This window comes from Demequina lignilytica (assembly GCF_030418305.1).
GTDB lineage: Bacteria > Actinomycetota > Actinomycetes > Actinomycetales > Demequinaceae > Demequina > Demequina lignilytica.
The window spans coordinates 99,669-117,778 of sequence record NZ_JAUHPX010000006.1 but is presented as its reverse complement, the minus strand read 5'-3'; the positions used below and the strand labels follow the sequence as shown (position 1 = coordinate 117,778).

At 72.5% G+C, this 18,110-nt stretch carries 18 protein-coding genes; 11 read left to right on the top strand and 7 right to left on the bottom strand.

The window, feature by feature from the left end:
- Positions 1–8: 8 nt before the first annotated feature.
- Positions 9–1,067 (bottom strand): LacI family DNA-binding transcriptional regulator, encoded by a 1,059-nt coding sequence (locus tag QQX10_RS10835; protein WP_301120806.1) that lies wholly within the window; start codon positions 1,065–1,067, stop codon positions 9–11.
- 24 nt (positions 1,068–1,091) lie between these two features.
- Entirely contained in the window at positions 1,092–1,856 is a 765-nt protein-coding gene (locus QQX10_RS10830) for an SDR family NAD(P)-dependent oxidoreductase (RefSeq protein WP_301120804.1), read from the bottom strand.
- 94 nt (positions 1,857–1,950) lie between these two features.
- On the opposite strand from QQX10_RS10830, the gene QQX10_RS10825 reads away from it, so the two are divergent.
- From QQX10_RS10825 to QQX10_RS10810, 4 genes are read left to right on the top strand one after another with little or no spacing between them, the layout of a single operon-like run.
- Positions 1,951–2,439 carry a beta-class carbonic anhydrase gene (locus QQX10_RS10825; protein ID WP_301120802.1) on the top strand — a complete coding sequence of 163 codons (489 nt, stop codon included), beginning with the start codon at positions 1,951–1,953 and terminating at the stop codon, positions 2,437–2,439.
- Between the two features lie 15 nt (positions 2,440–2,454).
- Complete coding sequence (locus QQX10_RS10820) at positions 2,455–2,694, top strand: DUF1232 domain-containing protein (protein ID WP_301120800.1); 240 nt, start codon at positions 2,455–2,457, stop codon at positions 2,692–2,694.
- A 36-nt stretch (positions 2,695–2,730) separates the two neighbouring features.
- A complete protein-coding gene (locus tag QQX10_RS10815) occupies positions 2,731–3,453 on the top strand; it encodes a flavodoxin family protein (protein WP_301120798.1) in 723 nt (240 codons plus the stop codon).
- Positions 3,450–3,938: a GyrI-like domain-containing protein gene (locus tag QQX10_RS10810; RefSeq protein ID WP_301120796.1), complete on the top strand. Its 489-nt coding sequence runs from the start codon at positions 3,450–3,452 to the stop codon at positions 3,936–3,938. Before QQX10_RS10815 ends, QQX10_RS10810 begins: the two co-directional genes overlap by 4 nt.
- Positions 3,939–3,971: 33 nt before the next feature.
- Here QQX10_RS10810 and QQX10_RS10805 read toward each other — a convergent pair whose 3' ends face one another.
- Complete coding sequence (locus tag QQX10_RS10805; protein ID WP_301120789.1) at positions 3,972–4,244, bottom strand: hypothetical protein; 273 nt, start codon at positions 4,242–4,244, stop codon at positions 3,972–3,974.
- A gap of 133 nt (positions 4,245–4,377) precedes the next feature.
- On the opposite strand from QQX10_RS10805, the gene QQX10_RS10800 reads away from it, so the two are divergent.
- The 3 genes from QQX10_RS10800 to QQX10_RS10790 are packed head-to-tail and all read left to right on the top strand — an operon-like array spanning position 4,378 to position 6,651.
- Complete coding sequence (locus tag QQX10_RS10800) at positions 4,378–5,163, top strand: LamB/YcsF family protein (RefSeq protein WP_301120787.1); 786 nt, start codon at positions 4,378–4,380, stop codon at positions 5,161–5,163.
- A 1-nt stretch (position 5,164) separates the two neighbouring features.
- Positions 5,165–5,776, top strand: a complete 612-nt coding sequence (locus QQX10_RS10795; RefSeq protein WP_301120785.1) for a 5-oxoprolinase subunit B family protein — start codon at positions 5,165–5,167, stop codon at positions 5,774–5,776.
- A complete protein-coding gene (locus tag QQX10_RS10790; protein ID WP_301120783.1) occupies positions 5,773–6,651 on the top strand; it encodes a 5-oxoprolinase subunit C family protein in 879 nt (292 codons plus the stop codon). The genes QQX10_RS10795 and QQX10_RS10790 overlap by 4 nt, the downstream gene beginning before the upstream one ends.
- 22 nt (positions 6,652–6,673) lie before the next feature.
- Here the strand turns inward: QQX10_RS10790 and QQX10_RS10785 are convergent, their stop codons facing one another.
- The 4 genes from QQX10_RS10785 to QQX10_RS10770 all read right to left on the bottom strand — a co-directional run bounded on the left by QQX10_RS10785 (position 6,674) and on the right by QQX10_RS10770 (position 13,917).
- The gene (locus QQX10_RS10785) at positions 6,674–8,515 is read right to left on the bottom strand and encodes a BCCT family transporter (protein ID WP_301120781.1); all 1,842 of its coding nucleotides are present in this window, start codon (positions 8,513–8,515) and stop codon (positions 6,674–6,676) included.
- A gap of 143 nt (positions 8,516–8,658) precedes the next feature.
- Positions 8,659–11,031, bottom strand: coding sequence for a glycoside hydrolase family 3 C-terminal domain-containing protein (locus tag QQX10_RS10780; RefSeq protein ID WP_301120779.1), 2,373 nt, complete (start codon positions 11,029–11,031; stop codon positions 8,659–8,661).
- Between the two features lie 201 nt (positions 11,032–11,232).
- Positions 11,233–12,864: an HNH endonuclease signature motif containing protein gene (locus QQX10_RS10775; protein WP_301120777.1), complete on the bottom strand. Its 1,632-nt coding sequence runs from the start codon at positions 12,862–12,864 to the stop codon at positions 11,233–11,235.
- A gap of 204 nt (positions 12,865–13,068) precedes the next feature.
- A complete protein-coding gene (locus tag QQX10_RS10770; RefSeq protein ID WP_301120775.1) occupies positions 13,069–13,917 on the bottom strand; it encodes an aldo/keto reductase in 849 nt (282 codons plus the stop codon).
- A gap of 89 nt (positions 13,918–14,006) precedes the next feature.
- On the opposite strand from QQX10_RS10770, the gene QQX10_RS10765 reads away from it, so the two are divergent.
- The 4 genes from QQX10_RS10765 to QQX10_RS10750 all read left to right on the top strand — a co-directional run bounded on the left by QQX10_RS10765 (position 14,007) and on the right by QQX10_RS10750 (position 18,090).
- Positions 14,007–14,564, top strand: a complete 558-nt coding sequence (locus tag QQX10_RS10765; RefSeq protein WP_301120773.1) for a dihydrofolate reductase family protein — start codon at positions 14,007–14,009, stop codon at positions 14,562–14,564.
- A 62-nt stretch (positions 14,565–14,626) separates the two neighbouring features.
- A complete protein-coding gene (locus tag QQX10_RS10760) occupies positions 14,627–16,678 on the top strand; it encodes an alpha-L-arabinofuranosidase family protein (protein WP_301120771.1) in 2,052 nt (683 codons plus the stop codon).
- 22 nt (positions 16,679–16,700) lie between these two features.
- A complete protein-coding gene (locus QQX10_RS10755; RefSeq protein ID WP_301120769.1) occupies positions 16,701–17,222 on the top strand; it encodes a hypothetical protein in 522 nt (173 codons plus the stop codon).
- Between the two features lie 244 nt (positions 17,223–17,466).
- Positions 17,467–18,090, top strand: coding sequence for a GIY-YIG nuclease family protein (locus tag QQX10_RS10750; protein ID WP_301120767.1), 624 nt, complete (start codon positions 17,467–17,469; stop codon positions 18,088–18,090).
- Positions 18,091–18,110: the final 20 nt, after the last annotated feature.

The window sequence follows — 18,110 nt, the reverse complement described above, 5'->3', positions numbered from 1 at the left end:
GCGGGCGCTCAGCGCGGGGGCGCGGTGCTCTCGCGCACCACGAGCTCGCAGGGCACCAGCACGGCGCCTCCCGGGGCGGCCGCGGGGTCCTCGATGCGCGCCATCAGACGGTCGACCAGGAGCGCCCCGATCTCCGCGAACGGCTGGCGCACCGTCGTCAGCGGAGTGGTGAGGTAGCCGGCGAGCGGGATGTCGTCGAACCCGACCACCGAGACGTCCTCCGGCACGCGTCTCCCCGCGCGCGTGAGGGCGAGCATCAGGCCCGCGGCCATCTCGTCGTTCGCGCAGAACACCGCCGTCGCCTCGGACCGGGCGGCGAGCGCGGCGCCGACGGCCTCGCCGGAGGCGGAGGTCCAGTCCCCGCGCACGGGCTCGGGCGGGACGATGCCGTGCTCGCCGAGCACGGCCCGCCACGCCTCGAGCCGGGCCTGGGCGGGGATCGAGCCGACGGGTCCGGCGACGTGGTGGACCGTGCGGTGGCCCAGCGCGAGGAGGTGCTCGACGGCGGCCCGCGCGCCGGTCGCGTGGTCGCCGCCGACCATGGGCAGGTCGCCGCCGAAGCCGGCGTCGGCCACGACCACGGGCAGCGTCGACGGGAGCGCCACCTGGGAGGCGTCGGCGGTCTCGGCGCGGATGATGATGAGCCCGTCGATCGCCTGGTGGGACAGCCGCATCGCGGCCGCCGAGACGTCCTCGTGCGCGGTGGACTCGAGGTCGAGCAGGGTGACGGTGTGACCGCGCTCGTGGGCCGCACGGACCACGCCCTCGACGGTGCGGGACTCGCCGGTGCGCGCGAGCCGGTGCGCGATCACGCCGATGGTCTCGAACGATCCGGAGCGCAGCGCCCGCGCCGCGGTGTTCGGCGAGTAGCCCAGGGTCTCCATGGCGTCGAGGACGCGCCGCCGGGTGTCCTCCCGGACCGCGAGCGAGCCGTTCGAGACGCGCGACACCGTCTGGCCGGAGACCCCGGCGAGCCGCGCGACGTCCGCCATCGAGGCCCGCGTGCTCGGGCGCGCCCCGCGGCGCGAGCGCGGCGTCGCCTCGGATCCCGTGCCCCGCGTGCCCATGTCGCCGATCCTAGGGGGCGCCGGTCACGGCAGGTGCTCGCCCGTGATCGCGGCGAGCCGGTCGACGAGCGCCGCCCGGAGGGCCTGGTCGCGGGTCGCAGGATGGATCGGCAGCGCCCGGCGACGATGCACGTACTGACCGCCCCGGCGCGGCACCGCCTCGTCGGACGTGACCAGCCACACGGGGGTGTCGGCGCCGTCGCTCGGCGGCAGGACCGCGCCCGGCCCGCCCATCCGCGTGCGGACCCAGCCGGGGTGGACCACGTTGATGGGCCGGTCGGTGTGCCTGTCGGCGAGCTCGAAGAACAGCATGGTGACGAGCAGCTTCGAGTCGGCGTACGCGGCGTCCCCGGTCCACGGCTCGGGCCCGGCGAGCCGGACGTCGGGCGAGCCGTGCCCCGCGGCGTCGGAGCCGACGATCACCATGCGGCGCGGGAGGCTGAGCATGCAGGCGAGCAGGTACGGCGCGATCACGTTGACCTGGAGGATCCTCTCGAAGCCGTCCTCGGTGCGCACCGGACCCGGCTGGTCCGGACCCGTCCCCGCGTTGTGCACGATCACGTCGAAGGGCCCCTTGCGCCGCGCATCGTCCGCCATCAGCCGGGTGGAGGCGAGCGAGTCGAGGCGCCCGGTGACGAACCCCGCCGCGCCGGGGACCGCCGCCATCGCGACGTTCGAGCGGGCGGCGTCGCGCCCGTGCACGATCACCTCGTAGCCGCGCGCGACCAGCTGGCGCGCGATCTCCGCGCCCAGGCCTTGGGCGGAGCCGGTGACGAGGACGCGGGGCACCCGCTCATCGTCCCCCCGGATGTGAACGCGTGGCAAGCAACTTCCCTCGCCTAGGCTGGACCCTGTCCCCATCGGCCGTCCTCCGGAGGTCCCCATGCCCATCGCCGACGAGCTGCTCGCGAACAACGCCGAGTACGCGACCACCTACATCGCCGATCGTCCCCTTCCCCCGCGCCGCCAGCTCGCGGTGGTCGGCTGCATGGACTCCCGGCTCGACATGTTCGCGATGCTCGGCCTCGAGGTCGGTGACGCCCACATCATGCGGAACGCGGGCGGCGTCATCACGGACGACATGGTCCGCTCGCTGGTGATCTCGCAGCGCAAGCTCGGCACGCGGGAGATCATCCTCATCCACCACACCGACTGCGGCGCTCTCACCTTCACCGACGACGAGCTGCGCAACCAGCTGCTCGACGAGACGGGCCTCAAGCCGACGTGGAGCCCGGAGTCGTTCCGCGACCTCGACGCGGACCTCCGGCAGTCGATGGAGCGCCTGCGTCGCAACCCGTTCCTGCTCGACACCTCGCAGGTGCGCGGTTTCGTGTTCGACGTCCACACCGGGGTGCTGCGCGAGGTCGTGTAGCGCATACTGGACCGCATGTGGTGGAAGTTCATCCAGGCGGTCAGGAACGGCGAGCACCGGATCGCGCCCCTCACCTGGGTCGCGGGTGCCGGCGCGCTCCTCTACGCCCTGTGGCCCATCGACCTCATCGCGGACATGCTGCTGCCGTTCGGGATCGTGGACGACCTCGGGGTCTGGGGCCTGCTCCTGATCCTCGTCACGCGGGAGAAGCAGCAGTGGGAGGCCCACCTCAAGGACGGCGCGATCGACGTCTGAGGAGCGATGAGCGCGGGTCTGACGTAGCGTCGAGGGGTGGACTCGCCTGACTTCTCCGACCTGCGTGCGGTCGTCGTCAACTGCACGCTCAAGCCGTCGCCCGCCCTGTCCCATACGCAGGGGCTGCTCGACAACGCGATCACGATCCTGCGCACGCAGGGCGTCGCGGTCGACGTGATCCGCGCGGCCGATCATGCGATCCCGCCGGGCGTGTACCCCGACATGCGGGAGGACGTGCCCGGCGGCGGTGTCGACCGCGACGACTGGCCCGCGCTCGCGGAGCGGATCCTCGCGGCCGACATCCTCCTCCTGGGCACCCCGATCTGGCTGGGCGACAAGTCCTCGGTCGCGACGAGGGTGATCGAGCGCCTCTACGGGCTCTCGGGCGATCTCAACGACCGCGGCCAGTACCTCTACTACGGCCGCACGGCGGGCGTGGTGGTGACGGGCAACGAGGACGGGGTCAAGCACGTGGCCATGAACGTCCTCTACAGCCTCCAGCACCTGGGCTACACGATCCCGCCGAACGCGGACGCGGGATGGATCGGCCCGGTCGGGCCGGGCCCGTCGTACCTGGACCCGGACAGCGGCGGCCCCGAGTCGGACTTCACGCGCCGCAACACCACCTTCATGACGTGGAACCTGCTCCACGTGGCCCGCTGGCTCAAGGACGGCGGCGGCTTCCCCGCGGGCGGCAACTCGCGCAAGGAGTGGGACGCCGGCGCCCGCTTCGACCACCCCAACCCGGAGTACCGATGACCGCCACCGAGCACCTGCCGGCCCGCGCCTACGTCGCGATGCCGATGGACGTCGCGATGCACGACCTGCCGCGGGTGGTCGGCGAGGAGTTCGACCGGGTCGCGTCGCTGCTCGCCTCCCGGGGGATCGCTCCGCGCGGCGCGGTGATCCGGTACGTCGCGGCGCGCACGGACGGGACCTTCTCGATCGAGGTGGGCCACCTGGTGGACGCCGAGGATCTCGAGGGGTCGCCGATCGAGCCGGACCAGCTGCCCGCGGGCCGGTACTCGGTCGCGCGTCACGACGGGCCGTACGCGGGGCTCGGCCGGGTGACCCGCGAGCTGATGGACGCGTGGCCGGGGCAGGGGCTTCGGCCCGCGATGGCGCACACCGCCACGGGTGACGATTACGCGTGCTGGTACGAGCGCTACCTCGACATGCCGCGTCAGGGTCCCGAGGGTCCGGAGGGCGCGGTCGAGATCTGCGTGCTGGTGGAGAAGGGCTGACGGCGCGCCGGGATCAGCCGCCCGGGGTGGCCGTCAGGCCGCCAGCGCCCAGCGGGCGCGCCTCAGGACGCGCATGTCGCCCTCCTCGTCGGCCTCCCGGTAGGCGACCATCCCGCCGGGGGTCGCGCATCGTCCCGCCCCGTGGTCCTCGACCACGGTCGCCACGACGAGGCGACGCTCGGCGTCGCGTCCGATCCGCCACACCAGGAAGTCGTCGCCGTCCGACATGAGCGCCCAGCCTCGACCGACCTCCATGACCGTGCGGCGCAGCGGTCGGGTGCCGTGGACGAGCGTCGGGGTGCTCACGTCTTTCCTCCATCCGTGCCGGCGCGGGCGCGCCGGGTCACTCCGCGCACTGTAGCCCCGCCGCGGGCGGTCGGAGGACGGACCGAGGTCACGGACGCCCCGCGTGACCGGTCGGGCCGAGTAGGTTGGGCGCATGGCTGTGATCGACCTCAACGCGGACCTGGGCGAGGGCTTCGGGCGCTGGTCCCTGACCGACGACGTCGCGCTGCTTGACGTGGTGACCTCGGCGAACATCGCCTGCGGCTTCCACGCGGGGGATCCGTCGATCATGCGGCGGGTGTGCGAGCTCGCGGTGGCGCGGGGCGTCACCATCGGCGCGCAGGTGTCCTACCGCGACCTCGCGGGCTTCGGGCGGCGGTCGATGGAGGTGCCGCTCGGGGAGCTCGCCGCGGAGGTGGCGTACCAGATCGGCGCGCTCGAGGTGTTCGCGCGGGCGGCCGGCACGCGCGTCGCGTACGTGAAGCCGCACGGCGCGCTCTACAACAGGACCGTGATGGACGAGGCGCAGGCGGCGGCCGTGGTCGAAGGCACCATGCTCGCGTCCACCGCGGTCGGCGCGTCGCTGCCGCTCATGGGGCTGCCGGGCTCGGCGCTGCTGAAGGCCGCCGCCGACGCGGGGCTCGCCGCCGTCGAGGAGGCGTTCGCGGACCGGGCGTATCACGACGACGGCACGCTGGTGCCGCGGTCGGAGCCCGAGGCCGTGGTCGACGACCCGGACGTGGTGGTCGCGCGGGCGCTCGCGATGGTGGCGGGGGAGTCGATCGCGACCGTGAGCGGCGGGTCGCTGAGCGTCGCGGCGCGGTCGATCTGCGTCCACGGGGACACCCCGGGCGCGGCGGCCCTGGCGGCGCGGATCCGCGAGGAGCTGCTCGGGGCGGGCCACGACCTGGACCCGTTCGCGGCGCCCCCGTGGGAGTGAGGTGCCGGCCCCGATCGTGATGGGCGCGGCCGCGGTCCTGGTGGACTGCGCCGACGCCGACGAGGTGCTGGCCGTGCATGCCGAGGCGCTCCGGCGCCGCGAGGCGGGGCTGCTGACGGCGGAGGAGATCGTGCCCGCGGCACGCACGGTGCTCCTGGCGGGCGTGCCGGACCCCGCGGCGCTCGCGGCCGCGATCACGGGCTGGGAGCTGCGGGCGGTCGACGTCGCCGCGGGTCCGGTGGTGGAGATCCCGGTGCGCTTCGACGGACCGGACCTCCCGGACGTCGCGGCGCATTGGGGCGTGACGGCTCCCGCCGCCGAGGCCACGGTGCTGGCGGCGGAGCTCACGGTCGCGTTCTGCGGGTTCTCTCCGGGCTTCGCCTACCTCACGGGCCTGGGGCGCGAGGTGCCGCGACGGGCCACGCCGCGCACGTCCGTCCCCGCGGGCTCGGTCGCGCTCGCCGGACCCTACGCGGGCGTGTACCCGCAGCGCTCGCCCGGCGGGTGGCAGATCGTCGGCACCGCGGTCGGGATCGAGATCTGGGACGTGGAGCGGGATCCGGCGGCGCTGCTGTCGCCGGGCACGCGGGTGCGCTTCGTGGCGGCGACGTGAGCGGGCTGGAGATCCTCGACGCGGGAGCCCTGGTGACGGTGCAGGACCGGGGCCGGGTCGGGGCCGCGCACCTCGGGGTGCCCCGCGCGGGTGCGGCCGACCTGGCGGCGCACGACGCGGCGAACGCCCTGGTGGGCAACGACCCGTCGGCCGCCACGCTCGAGGCGACGATGCTCGGGGTGAGGGTCCGGGCGCGTGGCGCGACGGTGCTCGCGGTCACGGGCGCGCGATGCGAGGTGTTCGTGGGCGGGGTGCGGGCGCCGTGGGGCGCGCCGTTCCGCGTCGGACGCGGTCAGGTGGTCGAGGTCGGGGCGGCGGTCGCGGGGGCGCGGGCCTACGTCGCGGTCCGGGGCGGCATCGACGTCGCTCCCGTGCTCGGCAGCCGCTCGGCCGACACGCTGTCGGGGCTCGGCCCCGCGCCGGTGAGGGCCGGGGACGTGCTGCCGGTCGGGGAGGCTCCTCCTCGCGACGACGAGCTGTTCCGCGCGACGCGTGGCGCCGCCGCGGCGGCGCCGTCCCTCGAGCAGGAGCGCGGTGCGGCGGCGCTGTCGGTGGTGCCGGGACCGCGGTGGGAGTGGCTCGGCGCGCGCGGCTGGGCGACGCTGCTCGCCCGCGAGTGGACGGTCAGCGTCGACTCCAACCGGGTGGGAGTGAGGCTCGCGGGCGAGTCGCTGGCGCGGGCGCGAGCGGGAGAGATCCCGAGCGAGGGCATGGTCCGGGGCGCGGTGCAGCTGCCGCCGTCGGGGCTGCCGGTGATCTTCCTGGCCGACCACCCGACCACGGGCGGCTACCCGGTGGTCGCGATCGTGCGGGAGGGCTCGCACTCGCGTCTTGCCCAGGCACGGCCAGGCGACACGCTCCGCCTGGTCGGCTAGCGCATCGTCCCGGCGCCGCGGGCTACTGCCGGGGCTCCTCCTCGGAGATCGTGTGCGCGGTGACGATCCCCTCCGTGTCGAGGGACTCGTAGGACCGTGCCTCCTCCGGCCCGATGTCGCTGGCGGCGGGGGCGCCGGGGCCCGGCGGTTCGGTCGTCGCGGGCGCCGGTGGCTCGGGAGCGGTGGAACCCGCGACGGCTCCCGCCTTCTTGCGGCGGCGCCAGCGGATCCGGGTGCGCGCCTCCTCGATCTCCATGGTCGCGGGCTCGAGGCCGTAGTGGTCGCCGATGTGGTCGGCGACGTGCTCGACGAACTCCTCGCGGGTCGCCCGCATGTAGGCGCGATGCTCCGTGTCGAACGCGCGGAACAGGGACATGACCATCATGATCATCACCACCGAGAACGGCAGCGCGGTGATGATGGCCGCGGTCTGCAGGGCCCCGAGGCCGCCGGTGAGCAGCAGCGCGATGGCGACCAGCGCGGTGGTGCACGCCCAGAAGACGCGCAGCCAGCGGGCGGGGGTGGGCGCGCCGCCCGAGGTCAGCATCGACAGCACGAAGCTGCCGGAGTCCGACGAGGTGACGAAGAAGATGCCGATCAGCAGGATCGCGCCGAAGGTCACATAGGTGCCGGCGGGCAGCGCCTCGAGGACCTGGAACAGGGATCCCTGATAGTCGATGCTGCCGTCTGCGGCGATCAGTCCGCCGTCGCCGAACACCTCCCGGTACAGGGCGGAGCCGCCCATCACCGCGAACCACAGGAAGGTGATCATCGCGGGCACGAGCAGCACGCCCCACACGAACTCGCGGACGGTGCGTCCCTTGGAGACGCGCGCGATGAAGATGCCGACGAAGGGCGCCCAGGAGATCCACCAGCCCCAGTAGAAGGTGGTCCAGCTCGCCTGCCAGGCGGCGCCGATCTCGCCCTGGAAGGCGGAGACGTTGAAGCTCAGCCCGACGAAGCCCTGGATGTACGCGCCGATCGACTGCACGAACTCGCGCAGCAGGAACAGGGTCGGCCCCGAGAAGAGCACGTAGAGCAGGATCAGCCCGGCGAGCGCGAGGTTGATGTTCGACAGCCACTTCATCCCGCGCGCGAGACCCGTCAGCAGGGAGAAGAGGGTGACGATGGTGATCACCACGATCAGGATCACCTGGGTACGGGTGTCGGGCTCGGCGATCCCGGCGGAGCTCAGCCCGGAGGAGATCTGCAGCACGCCCAGACCGAGCGAGGTCGCGATGCCGAACAGCGTGCCGACCACAGCGGTCACGTCGATCACGTTGCCCCAGCGCCCGTGGATCGCCTTGCCCAGCAGCGGCTCGACCGCGTAGCGGATCGACACGGGGCGCCCGCGACGGTGCACCGCGTACGCGATCGCGAGCCCGACGATGATGTAGATCGACCACGCGTGGATGCCCCAGTGGAGGAAGGTCTGCGCCATCGCGGACTGCGCGAGCTGCTCGGGGGTGCCGGTCACGCCGGGCCGCGGCGACGCATAGTGCGCCAGCGGCTCGGAGACGCCGTAGAACACCAGGCCGATGCCCATGCCGGCGGCGAACAGCAGCGCGAACCAGGAGAAGCGGCTGAACTGCGGGGTGTCGCCGTCCTTGCCGAGCACGATGTTGCCGTACCGGCTGAACCCCAGGTAGAGGGCGACCGCGACGAACAGCGCCGCGATCAGCACGTAGTACCAGCCGAAGACGGAGATGATGTCGGACTGGATGGTGTCGAACACCGACGCCGCCGCGTCGGGTGCCACCATGGCGAACAGCACGAACCCGAGGATCAGCACCGCGGCAGGCCAGAACACCCACTTCGCGAGCGTCTCGCGGGTCATCGGGGTGGGGGGTGCGGAGGCGCTCATGGTGACGGGTCCCGTTCCTTCGGCTCGGACGTGCCTGGTATCGGTCTCCTTGCCACCGTAGGCCATTCCGCGCGGTCTGTGCAGACGCCGAGGGCCCGGACCGTCGCGGTCCGGGCCCTCGGTCGGGACGATGCGGGGGTCGCCTAGTGCGCGCGCCAGGCGCTGAGGGAGGTGCGGTTGAGCACCGCGATCAGCTGGTCGAGGCGCTTGAGCGTGAGGGCGCCGTCGCTGCTCATCGCGATCTTGCGCAGCGGGGCCTCCTTGAGGTCGGCCTCGAACATCCCGATGGTGGTGGGGTCGGCGTCGGTGGTGTCGAAGCTCTTCCTGCCCAGCTCGAGCAGGGGGCCGGCCGCGACCTTGCCGAGCACGGTGTGCTCGAGGTCGGCGATGGTGGAGTCGCGGTGGAACGGCACGGGACCGTCGGGGGTCGGGATCTCGCTGCCGAGCATGGTGCGGAACTCGTTGTCGGTGGCCACGTAGGCCGCGGGGCCGTGCGACGGCGAGACCGCCTGGCCCTCCGCGATCTTGACGGTGCGGCGAGCGCGGATGTCGGTCGACGAGGCTCCCACCAGGATCTCGATGTCGCCCGGCTCGACGCGCCACTCCTGGGAGCGGACGTCCCACACCGCGAAGGCCCGACGGTCGAGCTTGATGGTGAGCTTCTGCGACTCGCCGGCGCCCAGGTGGACCTTCGCGAAGCCCTTGAGCTCCTTCTCGGGGCGGTAGGCGGCCGACTCGGGGTCGCGCACGTAGACCTGGACCACGTCGGATCCCTCACGGGGGCCGACGTTGGTGACGGTCACGGTCACCGAGTAGCCGTCGCCGGACTTGCGGACGGTGAGGCCCGTGTAGTCGAAGGCCGTGTAGCTGAGGCCGTGGCCGAAGGGGAAGCGGGCGGGAACGCCGGCGGAGTCGTGGAAGCGGTAGCCCACGTAGAGGCCCTCGCGGTACTCGACCTGCTTGGGGTGGCGCGCGAAGTCGCGGTCGGCGGGCAGGTCGGAGGCGGCCATCGGGAAGGACTCGGCGAGGCGTCCGCCGGGGGCGACGTCGCCGAGGATCACGTCGGCGAGCGCGGAGCCGCCCGCCTGGCCGCCCAGGTAGGCCTCGACGATCGCGGCGGGGCGCTCGGCCCACGGCATCTCGACGGGGGAGCCGTTCTGAAGCGCGATCACGGTGCGCTCGTTGGCCTCGAGCGCGGCGGTGATGACGGCGGTGTGGCCGTCGGGCAGGCGCAGGTGCTCGCGGTCGAAGCCCTCGGACTCGGCGCTCGCGGGCAGGCCGGCGAGGACGATGACGACGTCCGACTTCGCGGCGGCGGCACGGACCTCGTCGAGCAGCACCTCCTCGGTCGCGCCGGTGAGGGGGTCGTAACCGGGGGCGTAGGTCACGGAGGCGGCGTCGCCGAGCGACTCCCGCAGCGCGGCGATGAAGGTGTCGAGCTGCGTCGGGTTGACCAGCGAGGAGCCGGCGCCCTGGTAGCGGGGCTTCTTCGCGAAGGCGCCGATCACGGCGATGGTGCCGGTGCGCTCGAGCGGGAGTGTGCCGTCGTTGGTGAGGAGGACGGTGCCGGCGGCGGCCGCCTTGCGGGCGAGCGCGTGGTGGGCGGCAGGGTCGACCTGGGAGGTGCCCGCATCGTTCTGCGCCCGGAGGGCGAGGTCGACCACGCGGGTCGCGGCGAGGTCGAGCTCGGCGGTGGTGAGCAGGCCGGACTGGTGGGCCTTGGCGACCTCGGCGTCCCAGGAGCCGCCGGTGCCGGGCATCTCGAGGTCGACGCCGGCGCACAGGGCGAGGGCGCGGTCCGAGGTGGCGAACCAGTCGGTCATCACCAGACCGTCGAAGCCCCAGTCGTCCCGGAGGGTGTCGGTCATCAGGCTGCGGTTGACGTCGGCGTGCTCGCCGTTGACCTTGTTGTACGAGCACATCACGGTCCAGGGGTCGGACTCCTTCACGGCGATCTCGAAGCCGGTGAGGTAGAGCTCGTGCAGGGTGCGGTCGTCGACGACCGTGTCGACCGAGAGGCGGAAGAACTCCTGGTTGTTGGCCGCGTAGTGCTTGAGGCAGGCGCCGACGCCCTGCGACTGGATGCCACGCACCATGGCGGCGGCCATCTTGCCGGAGACGAAGGGGTCCTCGGAGAAGTACTCGAAGTTGCGGCCGCCCGCGGGGTGGCGCTTGATGTTGAGGCCGGGGCCGAGCAGCACGGCGACGTCGGCGGCGCGGCTCTCGCGGCCCAGGGCGGCGCCGACCTCCTCGATCAGCTCGGGGTCCCACGAGGAGCCGAGGGTGACCGCGGTGGGGAAGCACGTTGCCGGGACGGAGGCGTTGAGGCCCAGGTGATCGGTGCCCGCGACCTGCTTGCGCACGCCGTGCGGGCCGTCCGTGACGAGGATCGAGGGGATTCCCGCCTCGATCACCTCCTCGGTGGTCCAGGCGTCGCGGCCGGACACGAGTCGGATCTTGTCGTCGGTCGAGAGGGCGGAGACGATCTTCTCTGCCTTGGCGTAGGTGTCGCGCATGGGGATCCTCTGTGGAGAGCGGGGGGACGGCATCGTTGACGGTGCTCCAAGTTTATCGGTCGCGGCGTTTCGGATAGGTGACGGAGGTCTTGCCTCGCAGGGGTGTCGCGCCAGGTGGTTCCCTGCGTTGCCCCGGCCTGAGGGCCTGGAGACGCGCCGATGCGGCGCTCACCCGGGGGGGGTGGCGCCGTCGGGGCGGGGTCATTGGTCGGGGGGTCGGGGCGGCTTGGTGGGCTCGGCGGGCTGGGTGGGGTGGGTGGGGTGGGTGGGCTGTGGCGTGTGGCTGCGGGGTGCGTGGAAGCGTGCGCGGCCGCCGAGCCTGGGGGTGCGGGTGGGGTCGATGGTGGCGGGCGGGGTGAAGTGGACGGAGGTGGGGGTGGCGTGGATGTCCCAGTGTTGGGTGTGGATGGTGTGGTGGCAGTGGCGGCAGAGCAGGATGCCGTTGGCGAGGTCGGTCGGGCCGGTGTCGCGTCCCCACCAGCGGATGTGGTGGACCTCGGTCCAGGCCGGGGGTGCGCCGCAGAACGCGCAGCCGCCGTCGCGTTCGGTCAGGGCGAGGCGTTGGGCTTTGGTGAACAGGCGCCGGGCCCTGCCCCAGTCGAGGACCTCGCCGTGGGTGCCGAGGACGGCGGGGATGATGTCCGCGTCGGCGGCCATGCGGCGCAGCGTCGCGGGATCCAGCGGTATGGGGGATCCGTCGAGGTCGGCGTGTCCGACCCGGTCGCGTAGGGAGGCTTCGTCGATGCGGACGACCATGGTCACCGACGCGAGGGGCAGGTCCGTCGCGGTGCAGGCCAGGCCGTGGCGGGCCAGACGGGCGAGGGCGTCGGCGCGCATCTGGTCGGTGGTGCGGGTGTCGGTGCCGATGGCGTCGTGGCTGCGGCGCATGTCGTCGCCGACGAGCGCGTCGAGTGCGGTGCGGATCGGTGCGGCGGTCTCGGGGTCGAGCTGTCCGGTGATGACGGTCATGCCGGCACGGTTGTCGTAGATCCGCAGCATGCGGGAGGTGCGCATGCGGGTCAGCTCGCGTTCGTGGCCCTCGGGGTCGAGGCGGGCACGCCACTGGCGGATGATCCGGGCCAGGCGGTCTGCGGCCAACCCGTGGGCCTTGCCCACCAGGACCTCCTCGGCATCGGACAGGACCTGCGGGTCCACGACCCCGTCGAGCGCGTCGAGCATCACGGTGATCTGCGAGGCCGCCTCGACCGACAGGTCCCCTGCCGCCAGTGCCGCCGCCACATGCGGATGCCGCGGCGGCGGCGGCGTGGGAGTCGGTGTCGGGTCGGGGGTCGCCTCGTCAGGGTCAGGCTCACCGTCGCCATCAGGGTCACCACCACCATCAGGGTCGGGGTCGCCATCAGGGTCGGGGTTGGGGGCGCCGTCGGGGTCGGGGTTGGGGGCGCCGTCGGGGTGGGGGTTGGGGGTGTCGGTGTCACCGTTGTCGAGTTCGTCGATTGCGGCGGCGTTCTCGGCGTCCTCGAGGAGGCGACCGACGCCAAGGAGCCGGAACGCCTCAGCGCGGGTCGACCCGCGTCGGGCGGCCATCAGGTCCGCCGTGGAGCGGTGTCCGCACCGGCGTGCGAGCCCTCCTGCGGGGGCGTCCTCGGAGCGGCGCTCGATGCCGCGGCCCAGGCGTGCCACGACCAGGTCGACCTCCCGACCTACCGTGCTCGCCTCGTCGAACTGAGCCAGGAGCGCGTCCGCCTGGCACATGTCAGCCAGCGCGGCGAGCTCACGCATCTGTGTCAGCGCCGCCGACGCCCGCGAGCAGGCCGCCGCGAACTCGCCCGAGGTGTCCCCGGGAAGCTCGTCGAACAGTCCGGCCGCGTCCATGACCCCATCACACCAGAGCCCTCTGACATCGCCCGACGATCATCCACCCTGGTAGACATGTGAATTCGGGCCCGCCCACCTCAGCCTGTGGACATCAGTCGGAAGGGCACGGCCGGGAAGGTTGCGGCGAGAACGTTGCGGCCGGAATGGCGTGTCCGGGGACAGCGTGGCGACGCGGGGACGCCTGACGCGCGACGCCCGGCCCTACATCTCCTCGTGGCGCTCGGGGTCGCCGTCGAACAGCCGCCCGTCCTCGCGCCCGAGCGCGGTGATGGCCGCGACCTCCTCGGGCAGCAGCGCGAACGAGTCGACGGCAAGGTTCTCCGCCTGCCGCGACGGCGTCGCGGACTTCGGCAGCGGCACGGTGCCGCGCTCCAGGTGCCACCGCAGGATCACCTGCGCGGGAGTCACGCCCAGCCGGGCCGCGGCGGCGACGATCACCGGCTCGCCGTACGGCGCCTGACGCTTCCCCAGGGGGCTCCAGGCCTCGGTGACGATGCCGTGCCGCGCGTGGACCTCGAGCAGCTCCTCCTGCGGGAAGTACGGGTGGAGCTCGACCTGGTTGACGACGGGTACCACGCCCGAGTCGTCGATGATCTCCTCCAGCAGCCGCGGCGTGAAGTTCGAGACGCCCACGGACCGCACCACGCCGCGCTCCCGGAGCTCGACCAGCGCGCGCCAGGCCTCGCGGTACCTCCCCGTGACGGGGTTGGGCCAGTGGATCATCAGCACGTCGATGCGATCCAATCCAAGTCGGGCAACTGACTCATATCCCGACGCCAGCGCCCGCTCGTAGTCGTGATGCCGACCGGGCAGCTTGGTCTGCACGGTCAGCTCGTCGCGCCCCGAGCCGGACTCCACCAGCCAGTCGCGCGCCGCACGCCCGACCACGCCCTCGTTCTCGTAGTTCACTGCGGAGTCGAGCAGCCGGTACCCCGTGTCGAGCGCGGACCGCACCGCCGCGGCGCCCTCGGCGCCCACCAGGGGATACGTACCGAAGCCGAGCGCGGGGATGGTGAAGCCGTCGTTGAGCGTGAGCGTGGGAAGGGTCATGCCGTCCACCCTATGCCGGGTCACCGCCCGCGTGACCAGGCGGAGGTCAGCCCCCGGCGATACCGTGGCAGGAGGAAGAGGAGGACGTCATGGCACGCCTGGTCTACGCCACCATCTGCTCGCTCGACGGGTATGTGAACGATGCGCAGGGGGAGTTCGACTGGGCGCAGCCCGACGAGCAGCTCCACGACCACTTCACCGACCTCGCCCGGACCATCGGCACCTATCTGTACGGCCGCCGCATGCACGAGACGATGGTGGTCTGGGAGGACCTCTACGGCACGCCGGTGCTCCCGCCGCACCTGCGCACCTTCGCCGAGGCGTGGGTCGCCTCGGACAAGGTGGTCTACTCGGGCACCCTCGACGAGCCGGGCATCCCGCGCGCCCGCATCGAGCGCGAGTTCGACGCCGTCGACGTCCGCCACCTCAAGGACCGTGCCGACCGCGACCTCGGCATCGGCGGCCCCACGCTCGCGGCGCACGCCCTCACGGCCGGCCTGGTCGACGAGATCCAGCTCGCCGTGGTCCCCGCGATCGTCGGCGCGGGCACGCGCGCGCTGCCGGACGGCCTGCGCCTGGACCTCGAGCTGCTCGAGCACCGCACGTTCCCGCAGGGATCCGTGCTGCTTCGCTACGCCGTCCGCTGAAACCGCGACCCACCAGGCATGACGGTGTAGCGCCCGCCACGGCCGCGAGGCACACTCGAACCATGACCCCGGCCCGCCCCAGCATCGTCCTGACCGCCGACCCCGCGCGCGCCACCACGTCGGTGAGTCCGACGCTCATCGGCGCGTTCCTCGAGGACATCAACCACGCCGTCGACGGCGGCCTCAACGCGAACCTGGTGGCGAACCACTCCTTCGAGGGCGTCTACCTCCGCCGCGGCACCCACACCAACACTGTCGCCGCGATCACGCATCGCAAGCCGCGTACCCGCATCGACCCGATGCGCCACTGGGACGTGCGCGGGGGAGCGATCGCCTTCCCCGCCACGGAGATCGACGATGCGCGGGAGCCGGGGCTCGCGGCCGACCGGCCGCTCGTCCCGGGGAGCAGATACGCCCGGCTGGTCTCCGACGGGATGACGGTGCTCCGCAACGCCGGCCATGGCCGCGCCGCCGCCGGCATCGGCGCCCGCCGCGGGGTGGTCCTCCACCTCGACCTCCTGGTCCGCCGGCACTCCTTCGACGGGCCGTTCGCCGCCCGGCTGGTGGACCGCCGAGGCAAGGTGCTCGCCACCGCGGAGCTGACGGTGACGCCCGCCCCCGACCACCCGGGCTGGGAGCGCGCGACCGCCACCCTGATCCCGTACCGCAACTCCCTCGCGGCGCTGGAGATCGGCTTCAAGGGCACCGGCACGGTCGACGTCGACGAGGTCCGCCTGATCCCCGCGGATCACTGGGGCGCCGGTGATCCCCGGTGGAGCCAGAGCGTGCTGCGCCGCGACCTGGTCGAGGCGATCGCCGACCTCAAGCCGCGCTTCATCCGCTTCCCCGGGGGCTGCATCGTCGAGGGGCTCGACTGCGCGAACGCGTACGACTGGAAGCGGACCGTCGGCCCCGTCGAGCGGCGGCGTCCCGACTACAACCTGTGGGGGCTGTCCACCCGGGGCGGCGACTACTCGCAGTCCTTCCAGGTGGGCTACTACGAATACTTCCTCATGTGCGAGGACCTGGGAGCCAAGCCGCTGCCGGTCGTGGGCGTCGGCATCGCCTGCCAGCTCCGCTCGAGCGAGACGCTCCCGATCGACTCCGACGCCTTCCGAGCGGTGACTCAGGACGTGCTCGACCTCATCGACTGGGCGACCGGCGACCCCGACACCAACGAGTGGGCGCGGCTCCGCGCCGAGGCCGGCCACCCCGAGCCCTTCGCGCTCGACATGATCGCGATCGGCAACGAGAACTCGGGCCCCGGGTACCTCGAGCGGTTCCGGATCATCCGCGAGGCGGTGCGGGCGCATCGTCCCGGCATCGAGGTGGTCCTCTCCGCGGGCGCGCTCGCCTGGGGCACGGAGTACGAGATGGCGTGGGCTCACGCGAGGAGGCACCCCGAGGGCACGATCGTCGACGAGCACTTCTACAAGAGCCCCACCTGGACCATCGACGCCGCCACGCGCTACGACGACCTCCCGCGCGACGTCCGCGTCGCGGTGGGCGAGTACGCCGCGAACCTTCCCTCGGGGCTGGTCCCCAAGCCGGTGCGGCCGCTCCCGAACTCGTTCCGCTCGGCCCTCGCGGAGGCCGCGTTCCTCACCGGTGTCGAACGCAACGCGGACGTGGTCGCCATGACCTCCTTCGCGCCGCTGCTCAACCTGGTCAGCCGGGGCCAGTGGGAGCACAACCTCATCGACTTCAACCCGTTCTCCGCCATGCGCAGCGCCAACCACCATGTGCAGCGGATGTTCGGCGCGACGGTGCGCGAACGCATCGTCCCCCTGGACGCCGCGCTGCCCGAGGGCGTCCTCGCCTCCGCGACGGCGGGCGACGATGCGGTGGTGGTCAAGCTGGTGAACACCACCGGGCGGCGCGAGCTGGTACGCCTCCGCGTGCCCGGTGCGGCGAACGGATTCGCCGACGTCGAGACGCTGTCCGCCCACGACGAGGCGCAGAACCGTCTCACATGGGACGCGATGCGCGGGCGCAGGAAGGTCACGCCGCGCGTGTCGCGCCGTGAGGTGAGGGACGATGAGATGGTGATCCGGCTGGGAGGCCGGACGCTGGTCGCGGTGACGGTGCCGCTCAGGACGCTCGACGAGGAGTGATGATGCGCGTGTGGAGGCTGACGTGAGCGGCACGGACATCCCCGGCATGGACCGGGCCGGGTCCGCGGGTGAGGGCTGGAATCCCGGCACGCGGCGCATGCATCGGGATCAGGGGGCGCGCGCGGCGATCGTCGTGTCGCTCGCGATGGCCCTGCTGTGGTGGTTCGACGCCTCGGTGCTGGTGCAGTCGCTGGTGGTGGCCGCCGCGTTCGGCGTGGAGACGTGGATCGCGTACACGCGGCGGGACTCCGTCGGGCTGCGCGGCTTCGGTATCGCCGCGGTGGTCGCCTTGGCCGGGGTGATCTTCGCGCTGGTGAGCACCGGCAACGCGCTCCTGAGCGCGGGTCTCGGGCTGCTGGGCGCGGCCGTCGGCATGAAGGACATGTACCTGGGCGGCCTCGGCCTCGGCATCTCGATCGCCGCGCTGCGCCTGACCCAGCTGATCGGCGGCGACAGCGGCCTGCAGATCGCCCTCGCGGTCATGCTCGCCGGCGTGCTCGCGCTCCTGCACGTCGGGGTGCGACGCATGGGCGAGGACATCTGAGCGGCGCCGTGGTCGCCGCGATGGCCGTGATGGCCCCGAGCGTGGGAAACGTGCACAACTGATCTACCTCGATAGATGCCCTTGACTCAGGGGCTCGAGTCCACGCAATCTTTGATCCCAGTCCACGGAGAGCGCGAGGCCCCTGGTTCGGGAGCGCGCTCGGTCGGACTCGACCGGGCGCTCGGCGAGGCGGTGACCTGCGCCGCCTCGTGGGGCGCGGCAGCGTTTCACTAGAGTTCGAGGCATGGGACCTGCGTTGCCTGCGCACGACACCGTGCAGCGGCGATTCGCTGAGCTGCTGCGGCCCGGCACGGTGACGAGTCGCGATCAAGCGCTCTCACGCCCGAGCCCGGTGCCGCCGAGGCCCGGCATCTACGCCTGGTACTTCGACGTGCCGCCATCAGGGGTGCCGACTGCCGGAACGCATCACACGGAGTTCGGCGACCTTCTCTACGTGGGCATTTCGCCGAAGGAGCCGCCACGGAACGGCAAGCCCCCCAGCAAGGGGAACCTGCGCGCTCGCATCCAGACCCACTATCGGCGCAACGCGTCGAGTTCGACGTTGCGGCTGACACTCGGATCGCTTCTCTCGAACGAGCTTGGGATTCAGTTGCGTCGGATCGGGAGCGGCGGTCGCCTTCACTTCGGCGACGGAGAGGCGGCGTTATCTCTTTGGATGGAGGAGCACGCCCGGGTCTGTTGGATGGTTGATCCCGAGCCCTGGCTCGCAGAGTCGGAGCTCATCAGCGGGCTCGTTCTCCCGCTGAACCTCGACCAGAACAAGTCAGGCGGCTTCTACCGAACGCTCAAGGATGCGAGAGACGAACAGCGGCACGTAGCGCGGTCGTTGCCCGTCGTATCGCGCTGATTCGTGATCAGGCCGTCGGG